The organism is Delftia sp., from assembly GCF_059499305.1.
The window spans coordinates 19,957-41,194 of the sequence record NZ_JCABYI010000030.1 but is presented as its reverse complement, the minus strand read 5'-3'; the positions used below and the strand labels follow the sequence as shown (position 1 = coordinate 41,194).

The window sequence follows — 21,238 nt, the reverse complement described above, 5'->3', positions numbered from 1 at the left end:
TATGGAAAATAGCGGTAAAAATAAATACTTTGATCAGTCGATGCAATTCGATGCGATTGCTTCTGATGATGAACTTCTTGAGGCACGCAGGTTGGCTACATATTCGGTTAATGCATTGCGTGTGGCAAAATCTGTTGATCGGACATTTGTGCTATTTCCTGCTGCAGTTCAAGCACTCACGTCGCTCGACAGGCTATTTCAGCTAGGCACTGAGTTTAATATGCCACAGGGAATGCGACTGGTCGGTCCTTCGGGTGTCGGAAAAACGGCATCTTTTGAGTATTTTCGTGCATCATTGCCGAATTCAGCTCTTTTTGCGCAAGGTATGGCTGCTATTAGTGTTCGGGTGCAGAATAAGCCAAGGACATCTCACCTTGTCCAAGCCATCCTCAACGCGATCCGCTACCCATTTAATTCGGGCTCAGCACGGCAGCTGTACATGCGTAGATCTCTCCTGTTCGACGCTCTCAAGAACTACAAAACGAGGCTGATCTGGCTCGATGAGGCTCAGCACCTGCTGTATCAGCGGCGCTCCGAGATGAGCAACGAATGGGAGAACGATGCTACCGAGTTTCTTAGAGAGCTGGTGGACGAATGTAAATTGAGTCTGGTTCTAGCTGGCACTTCTGAACTCGACAACTTGCCTGAGGTGGCGCCCCACCTTTCATCACGCGTTAGTGGCCGTGAGAGTATGGATAACTTCATCGCTGATGCGAATTGGGTGGGATTTGTTCGGGGATTCGTTAAACAATGTCAATCTTTCGATCTGACCTGTATGAATGATGTGCAGATGGCTATGCGTTTGCACATGGCCAGCGAGGGAAATCTACGCGCTTTCAAGCGCTTAGTTACCGAGGCAGTCCTCATTGCTTACGACTCCAATGATCGGCAAGTGGATAGAAAAGCGCTCCAGCGTGGTTTTCAAGGTGTTTTTGGTGCGGGGGCAGTGCGAGGTAATCCGTTTGTTTGATCTTCCCTTTCCATTTTGCCAAGAGTTATTCGATGATGAATCTGGTCTTGGTTTCTGCCTGCGTGTCGTGACTACCAATGGAGGCAAGTTGCACTTGCTACGAAAGATGTTGGGTATAGGGCGCTCTGTAAGGTTCAATGCGGTCCATGCACAAAAACTGGCCCCATTGCTTGGTGTGGATGCTTCAAGGCTTGCTTACAGGCTTCCCATTGCTGCTACCGTTGCACCTGGAGTGCCTAGACGATGCTACGGGCATGTTTTCAGAGTTGCTGGGCTGCTGAGGATGAGCCGTCCTCAGCTATGCGCTCTATGCATACAGGAAAGTGGCTATCTCAAAGCGCATTGGGACATTGGCCTGTCGAGTTGCTGTGTTAAGCATGGGCTTGGTTTCACTGACAAGTGCCTTCGCTGCGGATCTGCAGTTCGATGGGACCGCAGATCAGTGGAATGGGGTCACTGTGGACATCATCTTGGCCGAACCGGTACCTCTGTCGCAGATGGAAAACAGCTGCAGGTGCAGCGGTTGCTTGATGGGGTTTTCTACAGGCAACAACTGTCGCAAGTACTCGCGGAATTTAGCTTGCATCCTTGCATAGGTTTGTTATCCATGGATGGTCTGATACACACACTGTATGCTTTTGGCTTGCTCCATGGTCCATGGGCTGCCACAAGCGCAGGAGCGCTCGCCAAGTGCCTATCACCTGGCTATGCAAAAGCCATCGCTGCACGAGGCTTGGTGCGCCTTCAAGCTTGGTCCAACGAGTATCCATACGCCGGTGAAAAACTTGCTCCGGTAGTCGCGGCTGCCGCATTCATCAAAGTCATTGTCCATCCTGTCACACCGCAGGACAGAAGCATAGCACTGGGTATGTACGGCTCCATCTTCGGCCGACGTGAGCTTGAACAGCTGAAATCCCGGCACGCGGCACTCGGGCAGAAGAGCCTGTTCGAGGAAACTCTATGAAATTGGTTGGTGTGCCCGATACTTGCTGTGGCGAAAGCCCGGCATCCTGGCTTACACGCGCCGCGCTAAGTCAGGCTGTAAATTTACCGAGCTTGAAGTCACATCTTGGAGTTCCAACTAGATGCGACCCAGACATAACAGTTTTTGGAGGCGCGATTTGTAAGATTTCTAGAGTCTCTGGGTTGCCCGCGTCATCCTTTGCGCTCGCGGAGCACATCTTTGCTGGGCTGCGAAGTCTTGATCCATTAGGGCATAATTTTCTACTGTGGACTGAATGCCGTAAAGCCCGCTACAGATACTGTCCACTTTGTCTGGAAGAGCCTGGTTGTAAATTTTTCCCGCTGCATTGGCGTTTTAAAGCGTGGCGATGGTGTCCTGTTCACGACTGCTTGCTAGAGGACGTCTGCGCTCACTGCAGCGCACCTGTCACTCTCCCAGATACAATGATTAACGCGGGGCCGGATAAGCAAGGCGTCGCTACTTTGCAATACTGTTTGCAGTGTGCTAATCCGCTATCTTCAGGGCTAGGAAAAATCTTCCATCCGGTAGCCGACGATCTCCTTACCTCTGCAGAGCGGGTTTTCTTAATGAATGGCCGTGCGGTGTTGGCCGCTCTGCTTCACCGCTCAGTGTACTCGGATCAGTCGGATAAAAGACGACCACTTGCTTACTTGGAGACAATGAGAAAATTTGGAGTTCTTCCTCACGAATATTTTGAAATTCCTAGCTCTTTGTTGGAGAGGAGATTTTCTCAGCGATTTTAGTTGAAGCGACCGGGAGGTCTATGCTGATGCCGACTATCAAAGTGTTGTCAAACGGCCTGAAACTAAGTGAGAGGTGACTTGGCGCATCGCCATGCGATCCAGAAAGCGCCGCTTACTGCGTCCTGGCCAAACTGATCGATGCTCTGAACGCGCTTCTCGAGCACGTCAAGAAAGGCATTCGGGAAGCGAATAGCGATAGTGATTGCTTTCTTTCCATCTGACGTTCAGAGAACGGCATCATGGCCCTCACCGCGATCATCCAGCACACGGCCCAAGAGCCTGGAAATCTGCAGGGCTTTGATAAGAGTGCTTGGCTGAGCGACTGACTCGTGAACGCCGTCCCGGTATTCGGCTGCCGGCTGCCGGCTGCCCCTGGATGTTATGAAGGATCTTGGTAGCATGGGTCTAGCGCGCAACCATCCGCTACAGACTCCGCCTAACAGCTACCCTTATGCGTGACGCACATGCGATGACTTCTGGTCACAACGCGCCCTATGTACCGGCATCCACGCCTCGCAGCGCGGATGTGATCCTGTACTTGGACCTTGATGGCGTAGTCCACCATGAGAAGGTACTCTGGCATCCCCGCAAGGGCATCTACATGAGCCCATACCAAGCTCCTGGCCATGCGCTGTTTGAGTGGCTTCCCATTCTGGAAGAGGAACTGGCGCCATATCCCTCTGTGGCCTTGGTGCTGAGCAGCACCTGGTGCATTCGCCCAGGTTACGCCAAGACGCTTCAGCGGCTGCCTGAGCGACTGCGCGCGCGATTCATCGGCGGCACATACCACAAGCGTGTCCATGGGGCTGATCCTTGGAACCTAGCGTCGTTCCAGAGCACCCCGCGAGGCATGCAGATCTTGGCAGACGTGCAGCGGAGAAAACCGCGCCACTGGATCGCCCTGGACGATGACATTGAGGACTGGCCTCCGCTCGCTATCAGCAACTTGGTAGCTTGTGACGGCACCACCGGGCTTTCCGACCCGGAAGTGCGACATCAACTACGGCAGCAATTAAGGCAAAGTGCGACAGCATGAAAGGCCTCTGAGCGTGAAAGATTGCGCCTAAATTTGCGGATCACTAAAACAGTGTAAGCCCATGATTTTTATGAGATTTTATGCAAAACCAAGGAACTCATTGCGGCTAAGTATTTGGCTATTTCACCCGTTCCCCATGTTCCATGGGCCTGCTGGTAGGCGGGCGCTCAAGCTGAGCAGCCTTGCGGTCTGCAAGCGCTTGAGCAGTGGATCCTGAAATGCGCGGTCGTACTGTCGGCCGTTGAAATTTCAGTGATGAGGACAACTCACCAGCATCGACCAGCCCACGATGCGACGGGAGCCCAGGCCCGGTATCGCGACCACATAAAGCCTACGTTGTGCCGACCAGATGCGGGGAAGTTGGCCTTGTCGGAGCAAGCGGCGGCGAATCGTGTGGAGATGCCCCGTCTCATCCGCGCCTATAACATTTCCGACATTAAGACTGTGCGTCTTCAAAGTCTGCGGGATGGCCGCCCCGCCAGCGCCAAGCCGACGAAAGTCACGCGGGCAGAAAGCGATGATGAATTCTTGATTGGCAGCATCGCGCGCTTGCGTCCGACTTGATCAGACAACCCATCAACGGCCTGGATGATACTGGGCTGCTGCCGGTTTCATGTGCAATAACAAGGTGTCATCGAAACCGGTACCAGCTCAAGCAGCACCGGTTCTGAACAGTACAGCTAGAGCTGTAGGAGGCAGTTGCGAACAGCTTTCATGTGCTGGATTTGCATCCTACTCTGCGCCTGAACACGGAGGACGTGATCAGTCAGCGGAGAAATCCCCTCGCCAAGGGTAAGCGGCTGATGGTCATGGACCAATTCACCCTCCTGCAGATCGGTTTCTCGCGTTGCTTTGCATGCAAGTGGCTCGGTTACCCGGGTATCGGCGACCTTACGAAGAGCGAATTTGTGCAATGACTACAAATATGTAATCATGAAATAAATTGTGAAATTTCACGTTCGCGAGGCGATTCGCGAAATAATAAATTTCAAATCAACAGAACTCAGTACCCTACAGAAATGATGGGGATCTTCGGCCACATTGAAGTGGCACTGAAGGGAGACCCAAGTTGACCACCATTTTCAAAAAATACAACAGAGGCTTTACCCTAAATTACGAGAAAATGACACTGGCGTGACGAAAATGCAAGAAATAGTGGGTTTGATGATCACCTTATAAAACCAAAAAACGTACCCAAGAAAAATTATCAGTTGCAAAATAGGATGTATTTTTAATGAAATCTGAACACAATCAAACACATGCAGACAAAGAAATGTCTGAAATAAACAACGATGGAGATTTGACAGATCTACTTGGAGAACTCCGCATTCTACTTCCTAGCTCACAGCTACTGTCCGCATTTTTGATAACAGTACCTTTCATGCCAAGATTCGATGCAATCGCTTACACGGAAAAATGGGTATTCTTGGCGACATTCCTCTTGGCAGTGATGAGCTTGATACTACTAAGTGCAACCGCCGTCCAGCATCGACTAATTCGACCGCTGATTGACAGACCTCGCTTCAAAACATTTGCATCTCGTCAGATTCTGGCGGGCGCGGTAACGCTTGCTATCGCGCTGATATCAGGCACACAACTTGTTCTTTCAACCATATTTGGTCATTTCGTGGGCAGCATAGCTGCGGCGTTGATCGCTGTTTTGATTCTTACGACATGGTGGTGGTTACCGCGTCACTGGAAAGAGGCTGGAAGATTATGAGAGAATTCCCTTTCTCTTGTCGCTGAGGTATATCTGGCAAAAATCGTGCTCGGGCTCTCATTTATCGGTACTGTGTAAGCTGGTCTGTTGCTGCACGTTGGATCCAGCGTCAACCATGTTACCGTTCTATCCTTCGGTGCCCCGTAGTGGCTGGAAGGGAGTCAGTTGGAATCAGCCAAGAAAGGGGGTTCACCGAGTGCCGCCCGCAGGCTCGCTATCGACTCAAGTGGCGATCGTCTATTTTTCGTTGAGCTAATATTTCCGCGAAGGGAGAGCAATGACGCTAACAGCCTTCTCAATTACTCGCACCGGCGAGTTCGACGTCGACCAAATTCTGGAAAAACTTAGTGCAGAAACAGGCCATGCCTACATGTCCGTTGAGAGAATTCCTGATGAGTGGCGAGCCCATCTTCGCGCTGATCTCAAGTGCCCAGACTGCTCGGTGACAGGGGCCGAGGTTGTTCGTTCCGTCGTCGCGGGCAAGTCCGGTAAGCCCAAAAGGCAGTCATTCTTCAGATTCACGACACCAGGTCACCACCCCTTTTGCGACTACGCCAACCCAGATGCGACGAATGCCGTACCCGAAACCCTAGTAGCTTTCAGTGAGTCACGGTCGAATCTGACGCGAGCGGTGAGGGATCTTGTGTGCACCGGGATCGAGGTAGGCAGCTTCAGCCAAGGTTCCATTCGTTCCATGCGGGATTGGTTTTTCAACAAGAAGGTCGAGTCGATGTTTGTGGTCTCCCTAGACCCGCGAACGTATCCGTGGATCGATGCACTGCGGGAGAACGCATTTCACGCTCGCGGCGCCTTGCCGACGGATGTAGAGATCACGCCAGAGATCGCCGAACTGCCCAACTTTAACTGGAGGGCCCAGGCAGCTCGCCTAGTTCAAGCCCGCTATCCCCAGCACCAGGCGAACATGCGCGCTTTGATAGACCAGCACATTGGCCTGTTCGGCGCGAGCGGAAAGCGGTCGGAGAGCTTGGCCAGGCGCTACGCCGGCAGGCCAGTTTTCAACCCTACGGTGCTGGCCTCCGAATATAGGAAGACCCTGGCCTTGTCGGAATTCATCGCTCATACGCACCCCCCATTGAATGCGGTCAAAGACACTAGTTCGAGCACGGGCAGTGTGCTCGCCTTGTCAGCATTGCTGCTGTTCGGACGAGACTGGGATATCAGCAAGGCGATCGCAGATTTCGCCAAGATCTCACCGGCGGTGGGTACTGCAGACCAGCAGCTCGGGAACGTAATGGGATTGAACCCTTTCCACGACTACGAAGCCTGGGCCGCACTAAAAAAGCTGCAGGACCTGAACATCCAGGTGCCGAAAGACATCGACATCAAGGCCGAGCGAGTCGTGGTGGAGGCGGCATTACGTGCGAAGTTCGGTGTATCGCCGCCCGGCGATTGATCGGCCATTTGCGAGCGAGTCTCGCGCCGCAGCAGTTCTCGGCTAAGAGCGGTCGGCACTGGCAGACTTCCGAGCGACAGCTTCAGGCGGTCATCGTGTTGTATCGACCAGTTGAATTCACACGCCCGCAAGGTCAGGGAGCTCTGGGGGGCACACCTGAGCATTGATGATCAGGAACTCCTGCTGCTGCCACGGACTTTGTCACTGGATACGGACTCCACGTCATTGGAAGGCCATCGGGAAAATCTGGCCTTGCTGCTCGAGAGCCGTGATCTACGCCGAATCCCCGTGAGCGAGAGCAGCTTCGTGTATGACGAAGTTGCCTTTCAGTGGCTTGCGCAGGGCAGACTGGACTTCAATCGGCAAACGTTTCGCGAGGCCTGCAAGCGTGAGGGGTTGTTGGATGGCGACGGCGAGCTCATGGGCTGTTCGGTGTGAAATCATTCGAGCACCCTTTCAATTGCCAGGAGGATCGTTGCATGGTGATGCTTGATCTGATCACTCACTTCGACGAACGTGCTATCCGCGACGAACTCGCTCTATCCCAAGCTCAAGGGCTTTGTGCAGGCTTAGGCCACTGGCACCCAACATCGCTGACTAAGTCTTGATGCGCACATTACACTGGCCTTCGCTACAGGATTAGTGCTGGACATCAAGGCTGACCGCGATGTCGAGATCGAGCAAAGAGCCATTCATCGAAATGTCTGGAACTCGAACGACACACCTCGCGATCCATCTTGGCCAGGAAGGCATTTCGACCAAAGGCACAAACCCCATCGATCACGGCGTTTACGCGTTCAAGCTCGCGTGCTCCTGGCCGCCCGTCAGATCTCGAAAGAGGTCCGATCCGCAGCATCCTTGATCCAGTTGGGCGGCTTGCCACGCCCCGTCCACGTAGCGCCGGTACCAGGATCGCGGTACTTGGCCGCGCCAGCCGAAGCTTTGCGTTTGGAGCCTCCGAACACATCGTCTGGAGTCAGGTGGAATTCCTCGATCAGGCTGCGCACGCGGGCGACCACGCCAGACTTTTCTGTGGCCAGAGCGTGGGCAATCTTGGCTTCAAGTTCAGCCTTCTGCTGAAGAAGTGTCTTGTAATCGGATGTCATGGTGTTCCTTAAATTTGCATGCTAGCAAATTGCTAATTTTAAGGGTTTCTAGCCAAGGATGCTTTCATTTCAGCGGGGCTAGAGAGCGAAATTTTGCTGCGCCCGCCTCATACTCAAGCACACCTCACACACACGAGAGTCATACACCCAATCTGAGCAGGACAAAAATGTCATGCTAACGACCATGTTCGCTCATGTTCGCTCATGGTCGCATGCTGGGCGTGGCCTCCGTCAACGGAAATGGAAGCTTCGGAGCAATCCATTGATAGTCTTCAGCCAGGATATTTAACTTACTACTTTTTCCCTCCCATTGCAGCGAGAGTAAATCCGCAATTGTCCAAGAGGCCCAGTCAGACCTAAATCCTCTATCACCAAGGTTATCCGGACTATTACTCTCAATTTTATTGCGCCAAATTATGGTCGGAATACGATAGCCAGACTCAGTTGAAGGGCTGTGACCAACCTTATTTAGTAGATGTCCAACCTCTTGGCCATGATCAGATAGGTACATCCAGGCCTGATAATCTGAACTACTTTCTGAAGTTTTCATCAGATCCAGTGTTTTGGCAATTACCGAATCATGATACAAGAGTGCGGCGTCATACTGCTCTCTGAAACCACGCACCCAAAATGATCTATGCTTAGCCTCCATCTCCCGATCTACATCATCAGTTGTATCATCAAAAGGGTTCTCATTTTTCGGGTAGCGAAGACTGTAATGAGGATGTGCACCAAGCAAATGCACAACAATAAATTTATTCTCCGCCCCATCCTTTAGAGCTTCTTCCAAAAGATTCAGAGTCTCGCCATCCAATGAGGATGATGAGCGACCAGGCGTGCGGTTGATCAACTCGACTATGTCTGCATAGCTTGCATGCCGCGATTCAATTGCAACATCATCATGATTGCTTACCCACCACGTCTTATAACCCGCGGCTCGAGCCATGGCCAAAAGGTGCAATGAATTATCAGTAGAAGCGGCCTGCAATGAAAACATCCGTTCAAACGCAGGTATTGTGCTTGCATCCAATGACCAAGAATTACGGAATATCACCATATTTCTACCCGCATCCCTCCGCTTTAGCGAGAGCATCGGCGTGGTATTTCTTGGGTAGCCATATATCCCCAAATTATCTCTATTAATACTATCCGCAATTACGAGAACAATTGTGGAGCTCCCTTTGCGCTCAACTTTTGGCGCCAGTGTCTTCGCTCTCGTGAACTGCTCTTCACGGATGGCAACTTGGTTTGCCCATTCTGCCTGAACAAGTGAAATAGACTCCTGCCAGTTTTTCCAGAAAATTATTGGATGCAACTTCCTCCACGGCTTATTGACATGGGCAACCAGACTAAATGTCATCAGCAAGACGACGATGAACCAAATAGCCTTGGAGTAGCTCCTTGGCGCTGAATCAACCGAGATCAAGAGAACCAAAGAAAGGGTCGCCAGAAAAAAAAACAGCAACCCCAAGCATATCAACAACACTGAATTTGCAAATGCATACTCAATGCTCTCTCGGAGATTTGTATTCGCCACTGCATTTAAAACAAGTGCGCTATCAGGCGCGGCGTCATAGGCCTCTCTCAGATAATATCGAGCGATTCCATCCACATAAAATGCCAAGGTCACAAACCAAACGAAGGTCTTGCCGATCCAAGACGGACCTCCACTATTGGCAAAGAGAAAAATCAGAAAGCAATATGGCAGGTACAAAACCAATAGCTTTACCAATCTCAGTCCTTCATGACCAATACTTAATGCAGAGAAAACAGAAAGAAGTATTATTGCAAATACAAGTTCCGGCTTCTTAATTGTGCACCACACTCTATCCCCAAAATTCTTCACCATCTCGATCATCTTACTCTCAGGGCATCATATTTTGACAAAAACGACCTACGCGTCATCACTAATCTGCGGGAATATCAACCCGATACTGGTCACTCCCGCCTCAGATCTTGCAAACACATCGCCCTGATGTAACCTAGCAATTGCAGCAACAATTGCCAGTCCTAGTCCGTGATTGCTTCTAGCCTGCGTCCTAGAAGAATCTGCTCGGTAAAATCGATCAAATAGTCTTGGAAGGTGAGAGGGATCTATAGTCTGGCCTTCGTTAGTGACTGTCAACTGGATACGATGTGCATTTATAGTGGATGGGCTTCGAGCAGACGCAATCATCCGGATATCAACAATTATCTTGCTACCTCTTGAGGCATATCGCGTAGCATTCCCCAAAAGATTCGAAAGTGCACGACGCAATAAGCTCGCATCCAAGATACCTTTTGCTTCGCCCTGTATGGCCACCTCTAAACCAGCGTCCAGAAGAGACGCTTCGTGGAATTCAATAACCTCGCGAGCGAGCTCAGCGAGACTGCTTACCCCCATTCGCCGAGCACCATTCCCTCTATCTGCGTTTGAGAGGAAAAGCATATCGGCAATGATGCTAGCCATTCTGTGCAAATCCTCCAAATTGGAAGATAGAACATCAACCAGTTCATCCGAAGTTCTCTGTTTTCGTAGTGCCAGCTCCGCGCTACTTATCAGAGTTGACAAAGGTGTATTCAGCTCGTGTGCCACGTCCGCGTTAAAAGATTCCATCTGCTTGTAAGCAACAGACAACCTATCCAAGAGGTCATTAATTTGCCATATCAAGGGCATCAATTCTTGAGGCTGCTGGCTGTCGTCCAATCTCTTTATCAAATTTTGAGCAGATACCTGTCGTGTCTGTGCGATCAAAAGGCTAATTGGCGACAGCCCCTTCTTCACCAACCAGATGCTAGAAATAGAAACAATCAAAGTACTAACGATAGCTGCTATACCAAGCGTCCATGCCAAATGGCGCAAAATCATATTATCCGGGGCGCGATCCAATATCAGTGTTACAGCTATTTCTTGGGGGCTAGAACCTGGGCTTGATAATTTCACAGAGAACTCGCGTTCGATGGTGTTTTCTCTGTGACGCAGCAGTTCAAAAAGAACTTCCCTATTTCCGCCATATTTTCGCACCACCAATGACAAGTCGTCGTGCCCGCTCAAAAAATCCAACAATGAATTCTGCAGCGATTCCGAATTTATGTGTAGTTTGCTCTCATTAAGCAAACGTTCCAGTGCTATTTGCTTGTCATTAAGGGCATCGGTTTGCTTTATATGAAGTGTTTGTGATATGACAAGATAAACAGCCACGCAAACTATTCCAAGCCCAAAAATAGTTTGCATAGCTAGAGAAATAGACAAACGCGCCGACAAAGGGCGCGTTGCTTTTTTTGCTCTTCCTTGTTTAATCATCTTGATTCCAAAATATAGCCCATTCCGCGAATGGTATGCAGCAATGGCTTATCAAACGGCTCATCAATTTTCATCCTTAGCCTTCTAATGGCCACCTCGACGACATTTGAATCTGCCTCGAAATTTATTGACCAGACCTGAGCTGCTAGTTCAGCTCGAGAAATAACCTGTCCTTGTCTACGCATCAACAGTATCAGCAAGCTATACTCTTTCGCACTTAGATCCAGTCTTTTCCCCGCGCGAAATGCGCGCTGCCTGGCAAGATCTATTTCCAAGTCGTGCATTCTCAATATTGTCGCAACATTTGCCGCACCGCTCAATGAAGGATTTCTGCGGAGCAATACCCTTATTCTCGCGATCAATTCGGAAAATGCAAACGGCTTGACCATATAGTCATCAGCACCGCTTTTCAAGCCGGTCACTCTATCTTCAACTGAATCTCTTGCAGTAAGCATCAAAACAGCGGTTTGCTTTGATTGTCTCAAGGCCGCTAGAACAGCAAGGCCATCTATTCCAGGAAGAATGCCATCAAGAATAATTACATCGAAATCCTGGGTAGCCGCCTTATTTAGTCCCGAGATCCCGTCAAGTGCGAAATCTACAGCAAACCCTTCGTCGACCAACCCTCTGACAAGCTGGTCTACCAACTTTTCATCATCCTCAATTATTAGGATACTCATGGGGCGGATTGTGATCCCAGGGCCCTGGCACTTGGATGATAAATTTGTCATCTGATTATCAGGAAGCCGCCGGGAACGCTCCTCTATAGTGCCCTTCGCCCATACCTTGCGCTTGCGCATAAATATTTCAGGGCACTACAGCGACCGACAGGAACATGGATTCCGTCTGCGCAGGAGTTTCATACATGATCTTGGTAACCACACGTGGCAAGGAGAGGCTTCGCACGAGCTTCTGCCAAACCTTGCTTGTCAGCATGTTGGTAGGGGCAGGCCTAGTCCACGCCGCACCCACGAGCTCAAGCAGCCTCACAACGGCCTCGAGCGAAGCACCGGCGGCGCCCTTGACATTGTCTGTCGCGGTCGCGCAAGCCTTAGCAACTCATCCGAGCTTGCGTGCGGCTCAGTTCGGACTTGAGGCCAGCGACGGCGCAGTCCTTCAAAGCAAGTCTCGCCCCAACCCCGAGCTCTCCTACACTCAAGAAGATACACGTAGCCGTACCAAAACATCAACCGTTCAGTGGAATCAGTTGGTTGAAGTCGGAGGCAAGCGAGACGCACGTATGCGCATCGCGGAACGCGGGCGTGACGTCGCGCAAGCCGGGGTGGCCGCCACCCGTGCAAAAATCCGTGCCGACGTGCGCGCAACTTTCTACAGTCTTTTAGCGGCCCAGGAGCGGGTGACTGTTGCAAAGCAAACAGTGGAAATAGTTAGGAATGCCCGCGAAGCGGCAGCAAAGCGGGTTGCAGCCGGCAAAGTGGCTCCGCTTGAAGAAAGCAGGGCAAAGGTTGCTGAGTCTGGTGCTGAACTCGAGCAGGGTAAAGCGGAGTCGGACCTGCGTGTTGCTCGGCAGCAGATGCAGGCTCTACTAGGAGGGCAAGACTTCTCCTTTGGACCAGCGCTTGGTACCTTCGAGATCGCTCCTGAAGCACCTGCTGCATCGGAACTGTTGGCCCAGTTGGAGGACTCCCCATCCATCAGGCAGGCACGCTCTATGCTGGAGCAAAGCCGCGCATCAGCAGATCTAGAGCGTGCAAAGCGCTTGCCTGATCCGACCTTGAGCTTGGGTGTGAGGCGCGCGCAGGAGGTGGGGCGTAACCAACTTGTTTTTGGAATTTCGATACCACTTCCGGTGCTGGACACCAACCGCGGTAACCAGATCCAAGCACTGCGCCTTGCCGATCAAGCTGAAGAGAAGCTTCAAGCGCTGCGCGTCCAGATGCAGACAGATGTGTTTCAAGCCCGTGAGCAACTGGAAACCAGCCGTCGCCTTGCACAACAGCTATCAACCCAAGTACTGCCGACAGCACAAACTGCTTATGAAGCAGCCGTGAAGGGCTTTTCACTTGGAAAGTTTAGCTACCTCGACGTGCTGGACGCACAGCGCACATGGTTCGACGCGCGTAGCCAGTATCTAAGCCAGCTGCTGTCCACCCATAGCTCCGTCGCGGACCTCGAACGTCTGCTCGGATCGCAAGCTGATCAGTAAACCATTGAGCCGCCAAATGAAAACGAACTCTTCTTCAAGTTCTAGCCGTACGCCAACCGTCATAGCGATTGTGAGCATCCTGTCTGTAGGGGTTCTCGCAGCGACGCTGATTTTACGTTCAGGCAACTCGAGCTCCCCTGACTCCAGCGGACAGACCACTCAGTCCCAGGAGCACGGTCATGGCGAGGCCGCAGGCCATGCTGATCAAGAACATCATGGGGAGAAGGCTGCCAAGTCCCACAGCGATGACAAAGGCCATGCTGATGGTGAGCATCATGAAGAGGGCGATGGCAACAAGGCCAAGCCAGAAGCTTCCGCCAAGCCCGGCGCCGAAGCTGGTCATGACGAAGATGAAGGATTGATCCCGATGGATGCCCAACGCATCCAGGTTGCCGGCCTCAAGGCCGCTCAAGCTGGACCATCGGTTATCCGTAGCGTGTTGCAACTGCCTGGAGAGATTCGCTTTAACGAAGACCGCACCGCTCACGTGGTACCCCGAGTTGCCGGCGTCGCGGAAAGCGTGCCAGCCAACTTAGGTCAAAACGTTAAAAAGGGCCAGCTGCTGGCTGTTCTGAGCAGCGTTGCAGTGTCGGAGCAGCGCAGCGAACTGTTGGGCGCGCAAAAGCGTTTGGCACTCGCCCGAACCACCTATCAGCGTGAAAAGCAGCTTTGGGAGGAAAAGGTTTCGGCGGAGCAGGACTATCTGCAGGCCCAACAGGTACTACGCGAAGCTGAGATCGCGGTCTCCAACGCTCAGCAAAAGTTGGCAGCTACTGGTGCAGGCGCTGGCGCGGGCGCAGGGCTCAATCGCTTCGAACTACGGGCACCATTTGACGGTGTGATCGTGGAGAAGCACCTGTCTATCGGTGAGGCCGTTCAGGACACCACGCAAGTCTTCACGATCTCCGACCTTCGTTCTGTGTGGGCCGAGATGAGAGTCTCCGCCCCCGATCTGCCCTCAGTGCGTGTTGGCGAAAAGGCAACGGTTCGCGCGACAGCATTTGAATCTGCAGCGACGGGCGAAGTCTCCTATGTCGGCGCGCTCATCGGACAGGACACGCGAACTGCCCCAGCCCGTATCACCTTGCCGAACCCAGACGGTGCCTGGCGCCCAGGTCTGTTTGTGAATGTGGAGGTCACAGCATCCTCGCAGGAAGCCGCGCTCACCGTTGTGTCCACCGCAATTCAGCGCATCGAAAACCAAAAGACAGTGGTGTTCGTTCCAGTGCAAGGCGGCTTCCGGGCACAGCCGGTTCGAATCGGACGTACGGACTCCAAAAATACGGAAATCTTGGAAGGCCTCAAGCCTGGCCAAGCGTACGTGGCCGAAGGGAGTTTCCTCCTGAAGGCGGAGCTCGGCAAAGCCACGGCTGAACATGCTCATTGAGGCGGGGACCGGAGAACTACATGTTTGAACGCATCATCCGCTTTGCCATTGAGCAGCGCTGGCTTGTGCTGCTCGCCGTTTTCGGCATGGCAGCACTGGGCATCTTTAGCTACCAGCGCCTGGCCATCGACGCTGTGCCCGACATCACCAATGTCCAGGTGCAGATCAACACCCAGGCTCCCGGCTACTCTCCGCTGGAGACTGAGCAGCGCGTCACCTACCCGATAGAAACGGTGATGGCTGGACTGCCGAACCTGGAGCAGACGCGCTCGCTGTCGCGCTACGGCCTGTCTCAGGTTACCGTAGTGTTCAAGGACGGCACGGACATCTACTTCGCGCGCCAGCTCGTGGGCGAACGCATGCAACAGGCCCGAGAGAGCCTGCCAGACGGCGTGTCTCCCACCTTAGGGCCGATATCGACTGGCCTAGGAGAGATCTATCTCTGGACCGTTGAGGCGGAGGAAAACGCCAAAAAGCCCGATGGGTCTCCCTACACTCCTATGGACTTGCGGGAGATCCAGGATTGGGTGATCAAACCTCAGCTGCGCAACGTGCCAGGCGTTACTGAGATCAACTCAATTGGTGGCTACGCGAAGGAGTACCTCGTCGCGCCCTCTCCTGAGAAGCTCTCTGCCTACGGCTTCACACTGGCCGACATCGTGGCGGCGCTGCAGCGCAACAATGCAAACGTCGGCGCTGGCTACATCGAGCGCCAAGGCGAGCAATATTTGATCCGTGCGCCTGGTCAAGTTAAGGGCATCGCAGACATCCGTGAGGTCATCGTTGGCTCTGCACAGGGTCAGCCTATTCGCATCCGTGACTTGGCAGAAGTGGGCCTCGGCCGCGAGCTGCGCACTGGCGCAGCCACCGACAACGGTCGCGAGGTAGTGCTGGGAACGGTGTTCATGCTGATTGGAGAGAACAGCCGAAAGGTTTCCCAGGCCGTCGATATTCGTATGCGGGAAATTAACCGCAACTTGCCCGAAGGCGTCAAAGCCGTAACGGTCTACGACCGTACGAACCTGGTGGACAAGGCCATTGCCACCGTCAAAAAGAACTTGCTCGAAGGCGCCGCCCTGGTGGTGGTCATCCTCTTCCTGTTCCTGGGTAACCTGCGCGCGGCGCTGATCACAGCGTTGATCATCCCACTGTCCATGTTGTTCACCTTCACCGGAATGGTGTACTACAAAGTCAGTGCCAACCTCATGAGCTTGGGAGCTCTCGACTTCGGCATCATCATCGATGGCGCCGTGGTGATCGTGGAAAACTGTGTACGCCGTTTGGCCCATGCGCAAGAAGCGCGCGGCCGCCCCTTGACTCGCAGTGAGCGGTTTCATGAAGTGTTTGCTGCCGCCAAGGAAGCTCGGCGTCCGTTGCTCTTCGGCCAGCTCATCATCATGGTGGTCTATCTGCCCATCTTTGCCCTCACAGGGGTGGAAGGCAAGATGTTCCATCCCATGGCGTTGACTGTGGTCATTGCCTTGGCCGGCGCCATGCTGCTGTCCATCACGTTCATTCCTGCGGCTGTGGCCCTGTTCATGGGCGACAAAGTGGCCGAAAAGGAAAACCGCATCATGGGCTGGGCTCGGCAGGCGTACTCGCCTGTGCTTGCCCGCGTTATGGCGGCTCCAGCAGTGGTGTTGACAGCAGCAGGCGTGGCGGTCGCGCTCAGCCTTCTGCTTGCGACGCGCCTTGGTAGCGAGTTCGCTCCTAATCTCAACGAGGGTGATTTCGCCATACAGGCGCTGCGCATACCAGGCACCAGCCTCACGCAGTCCTTGGAGATGCAGATCCAGATCGAAAATACTCTGAAAAAGGAGTTCCCCGAGATCGATCGAGTGTTCGCTCGTACAGGTACTGCCGAGATCGCTTCGGATCCGATGCCTCCCAACATCTCCGACGGCTACATCATGCTCAAGCCCAAGGACCAGTGGCCAGATCCATCTCGTTCACGCGATGACCTGCTCGCTGCCATCCAGAAGACTGCTGACGGAGTGCCAGGCAACAACTATGAGTTTTCGCAGCCGATTCAGCTTCGCTTCAACGAACTGATCTCGGGCGTGCGCAGCGACGTCGCCGTCAAGATCTTTGGTGACGACATGGCCGTCCTGGAGAAGAACGCCCAAACAGTGGCAGGGATGCTTCAGCAGATCCAAGGCGCCTCTGAGGTTAAGGTTGAACAGACGACAGGCCTGCCCATGCTCACCGTTCAAATTGACCGTGAGAAGGCTTCACGCTATGGGCTGAACATGGGTGACGTACAGGACACCATCAGCGTTGCGTTGGGCGGAGGAGAAGCGGGGATCGTGTTCGAAGGCGATAAGCGCTTCGACATTCAAGTGCGCCTGCCGGAGAACATCCGCAATGACGTGGAAGCGCTGAGCCGCCTTCCCATCGCCTTGCCAAAGGGAGCAGATGGCCGAGTTGGCTTCGTCCCTTTGTCTTCCGTTGCGACCTTTGAGACGGCGCCTGGTCCCAACCAAGTCAGCCGAGAGGATGGGAAACGACGCATCGTCGTCAGCGCAAACGTGCGCGGACGTGACATCGGGTCCTTTGTGGGCGAAGCAGAGCAGCGCCTGGAGAGCTTGCAACTGCCGGCTGGCTACTGGACCCGTTGGGGAGGTACGTTTGAGAACCTGGAGTCCGCTCGACAGAGACTTCTGATCGTCGTACCCGTTGCACTTTTGATGGTGTTCGTGCTGCTCTTCGCAATGTTCGGCAACGTTCGTGACGGCCTCATCGTCTTCACGGGTATTCCGTTTGCGCTAACGGGAGGCATCTTGGCGCTATGGCTGCGCGACATCCCGTTGTCGATTACGGCAGCTGTGGGTTTTATCGCGCTATCCGGTGTGGCAGTGCTCAACGGCCTGGTGATGATCTCCTACTTCCGTACATTGCGTGAAGAGGGTCGAAACGTAGCTGACGCCGTGACTGAGGGAGCCCTGACCCGGCTGCGGCCGGTCTTGATGACCGCCCTGGTCGCCTCACTTGGGTTCGTCCCCATGGCCATCGCCACGGGTACTGGAGCTGAAGTGCAGCGTCCCCTGGCCACCGTGGTGATCGGAGGGATTCTGTCCTCAACGATCCTCACGCTCTTAGTGCTGCCTTTGCTGTACCGACTCATACACAGGAACGACCCTTCAGAAAGTGAAGGTCAAGGGAACCCCGAGAGTGGAGCATCGTCCTCTGGCGAGGTGGCGATCGTGTAACTGGGACAGCGATCGCCTTTTACAGGTCATGGCTTAATGCCATGGCCTTTTTTTGTGTCAACAAGATTACAGCTTTGTCACTGCAATGTGTGCGTCCTGTGGGGGGCATTTTTCTACAGTAGAGCCATCGACTTGAGATAGATCCAAATCTCGAGAAGAGAATCAAAACTCTGTTGAAAGGAAATCCAATGAAGCACCGTCGTTTTTACTCTGCATCTTTTATTGCAGCATTGGTCGCTTCGGCGGCGTTCGTTCTCCCTGGTACCGCCTCGGCAGAAAGCTACCAGCACCCTGCCAACAACGAAGCGGGGGTGAAGACTTACCCGGAGCATTTCAAGGGCGAAAAAACCCGTGAACAAGTTCAAGCTGAAGCTGCAGCGGCTGTCCGTGAGGGTGGTACCAATCGTTTTAATACGGGAGTTTACCCGGCGGCCTCGAAGCAACCTACTACAGGCAAGACACGCGAAGAAGTAATTAACGAGCTGCTGAGGGAAACTCCTGCTGAGCGCGACGCCCGTCAGCGTTCGATGGGCGGTTAAGCACGAAATCGCTTAACACGACAGCCGTATACCATCAAAAAAGACGTGGCTATCTGTCATCAGCAATGACAAAATAGTCGCGCATAGAAAAGCAGATTATGCCTTCCTCTTTAGAACAACGTTCTCTTGAGGAAGGCTTTCTGCGTTTGGCTCAAGCAAAAGAGCTAGTCATGAAAAATAATAATCAAAGCTTTCTACAGAAAATATCAGCGCACCTGACAGTTGGCCCAGCTCTTTTAATCATTGCGACAGGACTGTGGATCGCGACCATTGGAAATATTCCATTGTGGAAAGCTCTGAGCCAACTGCCTGAAGGTGTCGATGCCAAGTTCTTTACAGGGTTTCTAACGGCAGTCGCTGCATTAAATATATCACTCATCGCAATCTTCGCCTGGGGACGGCTGCTAAAGCCAGTGTTGATTTTTTCGATACTTACAGCGTCTATCACAAGCTACTTCATGCTGAACTACGGGATAGTCATTGATCCCGGCATGGTGAGGAACACAATACAAACGGATGTGGCTGAGGCGAGCGATCTCGTAAGCGTACAAATGCTGCTTACCGTAGTTATGCTTTCTGCAGTACCGATCGCGTTCATATGTCTTGCGAATGTAAAGAAGACTACTGCAGTTGGGTCGTTAGCCACCTCCATTGCTTTGTCAGCAACGGGCTTAGTATTTTCAATTTTGTGCATATTTTTAATTTATCAGCCATTCTCCTCGACGATGAGAAATCATACAAAGATGAGATATCTGATAAACCCACTAAATACCTTTTACTCAACAATTAAGGTTGCCACAAATCCATTAGAACGGACAAATGCTGAGCTTTCTAAAATAGGCCAAGACGCCAAAATAATTACACCCCCTGCAGAAACTACAGCCGCGCCCATCCTACTACTAGTAGTCGGTGAAACTGCACGATCAGAAAGCTTTGGATTAAACGGGTACGAAAGGAATACAACTCCGCAGTTGTCCCAACGTACAGATATCTTCTCATCGAAAAATGCTTGGTCTTGCGGGACGAGTACAGCTGAGTCGCTTCCCTGCATGTTCTCTCACATGAGTAGAGAAAAATATTTCTCCAGAAAGCAAAATTACGAAAACATGCTCGATGTCTTGAGTCGCGCCGGGCTATCCGTCTTCTGGCTCGACAACCAGTCCGGGTGCAAGGGCATTTGCGCAAGGGTCGCAAACGAACAATTCAAGCATCAACCAAACAACCCTCTATGTGACAAAGAAGGTGTTTGCCAAGATGCAGCCATGCTGGACTCTCTTGAAGAGCGTATTAAATGGCCTCCAACAAATACAGGAGATAAAGGCAAGGTGATCGTGCTTCACCAGATGGGTAGCCATGGACCCGCCTATTACAAGAGATCAAGCATGCAGAGAAAGCCTTTCCAGCCCGAATGCAAATCAGCATCTCTGCAGCAATGTACACAGCAAGAGGTTATAAACGCCTACGACAACAGTATTGTCGAAACGGATCACTTCATAAATAGCTCTATCGAGTGGCTGAAAAACAAATTCCCATCAACCCCCACTGCATTGATTTACGTCTCTGACCATGGAGAATCACTGGGTGAAAATAACATATATCTTCACGGCCTCCCATACTCAATAGCGCCCAACGTACAGAAAAATATACCGTGGATAGTTTGGCTCTCCGAATCCATGATGGCATCCAGACAAAAAAACCTATCCTGCATTGCAGAGAAAAACAACGACAGAGCCATTAGTCATGATAACTACTTTCATACTGTACTTGGATTAATGAACGTTCAAACAGATGTTTATGAGAAATCTCTAGACATCACTGCACCATGCATGAAGAAAGAGTCGGTCGCCAACATAACAAATATGTAACCCAATCAAATTAGCCAGTCCACTATCATATTTAACCAGTCTTTGACCGTCAACGATGAAATGGCAATCACCTCGAAAGAGGATTTTACTGGAGGCATGAAATGAGTGAAGTTCGTTTTGAAGATATAGCTCTAAAGATAAGAACTCAAAGACTTGCGATTATTGCAAGTAATATAGCCAACGCAGATACACCTGGGTACCAGGCAAAGGACCTTGATTTCAAAGAAGCACTTGAACGGAGCAACGCAACAATGCTGTCCGTTAGTAGCACCAGCAAGGGTCACATTCCCAGCTCTGAGATGAAATCTATTTATGACACACAAGTCGCCTTCCGTCCGGCATCACAAAATTCTCTCGACAGAAATACTGTCGACTTAGACCAAGAAAGAGCCAGCTTTATTGACAATGCAATTCGGACAGAGCTTGCAATGAAACAAGCGGTAGAAGAGTATTCTGAAATTGGCGATATGCTAGCCAAAATGATTAAATAATTAAATCTCGCTTCAAGGAAATTGAATCATGGGTATCAGTAAATGGCTATTTGGAAAAATTCAACATAACAATAATGGTGGCCATCACCAAAAAAATGGCGGTCATCACAATCAATACAATCAGCCCGCACAAAGGGGGAGTTATGGAGAAGTCGGATATGCATGTCCAACCTGTAGAACGATCAATTCAGCGACGAGCCGCTTCTGCCGACAATGCGGACTTTCATTAGTTTGCCAAGGTTGCGATGCAACTATCACGCCTGGCGCAAAATTTTGCCCTCAATGCGGACGCGCGGCTTCCTAAGTTGACGTTGCCTGCGCCA

At 52.0% G+C, this 21,238-nt stretch carries 18 protein-coding genes and 1 pseudogene; 15 read left to right on the top strand and 4 right to left on the bottom strand.

Features of this window, described 5'->3' with window-relative positions:
* Position 1 precedes the first annotated feature (1 nt).
* From AC5I49_RS16840 to AC5I49_RS16805, 8 genes and pseudogenes are all read left to right on the top strand, one after another.
* Positions 2-970, top strand: coding sequence for a TniB family NTP-binding protein (locus AC5I49_RS16840; protein WP_012203631.1), 969 nt, complete (start codon positions 2-4; stop codon positions 968-970).
* A pseudogene (locus AC5I49_RS16835) lies at positions 882-1,343 on the top strand (TniQ family protein); the annotation flags it as partial. The gene AC5I49_RS16840 and the pseudogene AC5I49_RS16835, both read left to right, overlap by 89 nt.
* A 234-nt stretch (positions 1,344-1,577) precedes the next feature.
* The gene (locus tag AC5I49_RS16830) at positions 1,578-1,934 is read left to right on the top strand and encodes a hypothetical protein (protein ID WP_012203632.1); all 357 of its coding nucleotides are present in this window, start codon (positions 1,578-1,580) and stop codon (positions 1,932-1,934) included.
* Complete coding sequence (locus AC5I49_RS16825) at positions 1,931-2,698, top strand: TniQ family protein (protein ID WP_016453758.1); 768 nt, start codon at positions 1,931-1,933, stop codon at positions 2,696-2,698. Before AC5I49_RS16830 ends, AC5I49_RS16825 begins: the two co-directional genes overlap by 4 nt.
* Positions 2,699-3,149: 451 nt before the next feature.
* Complete coding sequence (locus AC5I49_RS16820; protein WP_012203634.1) at positions 3,150-3,734, top strand: HAD domain-containing protein; 585 nt, start codon at positions 3,150-3,152, stop codon at positions 3,732-3,734.
* A 1,234-nt stretch (positions 3,735-4,968) separates the two neighbouring features.
* Positions 4,969-5,454 (top strand): DUF6328 family protein, encoded by a 486-nt coding sequence (locus tag AC5I49_RS16815; protein ID WP_012203635.1) that lies wholly within the window; start codon positions 4,969-4,971, stop codon positions 5,452-5,454.
* 277 nt (positions 5,455-5,731) lie between these two features.
* Positions 5,732-6,868: a hypothetical protein gene (locus AC5I49_RS16810; RefSeq protein WP_012203636.1), complete on the top strand. Its 1,137-nt coding sequence runs from the start codon at positions 5,732-5,734 to the stop codon at positions 6,866-6,868.
* 111 nt (positions 6,869-6,979) lie between these two features.
* On the top strand, positions 6,980-7,306 hold the full coding sequence (locus AC5I49_RS16805; RefSeq protein WP_012203637.1) for a hypothetical protein: 327 nt from the start codon (positions 6,980-6,982) through the stop codon (positions 7,304-7,306).
* 386 nt (positions 7,307-7,692) lie between these two features.
* Here the strand turns inward: AC5I49_RS16805 and AC5I49_RS16800 are convergent, their stop codons facing one another.
* The 4 genes from AC5I49_RS16800 to AC5I49_RS16785 form a co-directional block, all read right to left on the bottom strand.
* Entirely contained in the window at positions 7,693-7,974 is a 282-nt protein-coding gene (locus AC5I49_RS16800) for an H-NS histone family protein (RefSeq protein ID WP_012203638.1), read from the bottom strand.
* Positions 7,975-8,176: 202 nt separating this feature from the next.
* Positions 8,177-9,832: a phosphoethanolamine transferase gene (locus AC5I49_RS16795; RefSeq protein WP_050042267.1), complete on the bottom strand. Its 1,656-nt coding sequence runs from the start codon at positions 9,830-9,832 to the stop codon at positions 8,177-8,179.
* Positions 9,833-9,868: 36 nt separating this feature from the next.
* Positions 9,869-11,257: a heavy metal sensor histidine kinase gene (locus AC5I49_RS16790; RefSeq protein WP_050042266.1), complete on the bottom strand. Its 1,389-nt coding sequence runs from the start codon at positions 11,255-11,257 to the stop codon at positions 9,869-9,871.
* Entirely contained in the window at positions 11,254-11,937 is a 684-nt protein-coding gene (locus tag AC5I49_RS16785; protein WP_050042281.1) for a response regulator, read from the bottom strand. Before AC5I49_RS16785 ends, AC5I49_RS16790 begins: the two co-directional genes overlap by 4 nt.
* 185 nt (positions 11,938-12,122) lie before the next feature.
* Between AC5I49_RS16785 and AC5I49_RS16780 the strand changes: the two genes are divergently transcribed.
* From AC5I49_RS16780 to AC5I49_RS16750, 7 genes are all read left to right on the top strand, one after another.
* Positions 12,123-13,424: a TolC family protein gene (locus AC5I49_RS16780; RefSeq protein WP_203399916.1), complete on the top strand. Its 1,302-nt coding sequence runs from the start codon at positions 12,123-12,125 to the stop codon at positions 13,422-13,424.
* Positions 13,425-13,440: 16 nt separating this feature from the next.
* Positions 13,441-14,811 carry an efflux RND transporter periplasmic adaptor subunit gene (locus AC5I49_RS16775; RefSeq protein WP_061289943.1) on the top strand — a complete coding sequence of 457 codons (1,371 nt, stop codon included), beginning with the start codon at positions 13,441-13,443 and terminating at the stop codon, positions 14,809-14,811.
* Positions 14,812-14,831: 20 nt separating this feature from the next.
* The gene (locus tag AC5I49_RS16770; RefSeq protein WP_012203644.1) at positions 14,832-18,020 is read left to right on the top strand and encodes an efflux RND transporter permease subunit; all 3,189 of its coding nucleotides are present in this window, start codon (positions 14,832-14,834) and stop codon (positions 18,018-18,020) included.
* A 188-nt stretch (positions 18,021-18,208) separates the two neighbouring features.
* Positions 18,209-18,559, top strand: coding sequence for a DUF4148 domain-containing protein (locus tag AC5I49_RS16765; protein WP_012203645.1), 351 nt, complete (start codon positions 18,209-18,211; stop codon positions 18,557-18,559).
* 170 nt (positions 18,560-18,729) lie between these two features.
* Positions 18,730-20,424, top strand: coding sequence for a phosphoethanolamine transferase (locus AC5I49_RS16760; protein WP_016453762.1), 1,695 nt, complete (start codon positions 18,730-18,732; stop codon positions 20,422-20,424).
* Between the two features lie 101 nt (positions 20,425-20,525).
* A complete protein-coding gene (gene flgB / locus AC5I49_RS16755) occupies positions 20,526-20,915 on the top strand; it encodes a flagellar basal body rod protein FlgB (protein WP_012203647.1) in 390 nt (129 codons plus the stop codon).
* A gap of 28 nt (positions 20,916-20,943) precedes the next feature.
* On the top strand, positions 20,944-21,219 hold the full coding sequence (locus tag AC5I49_RS16750) for a double zinc ribbon domain-containing protein (protein WP_012203648.1): 276 nt from the start codon (positions 20,944-20,946) through the stop codon (positions 21,217-21,219).
* Positions 21,220-21,238: the final 19 nt, after the last annotated feature.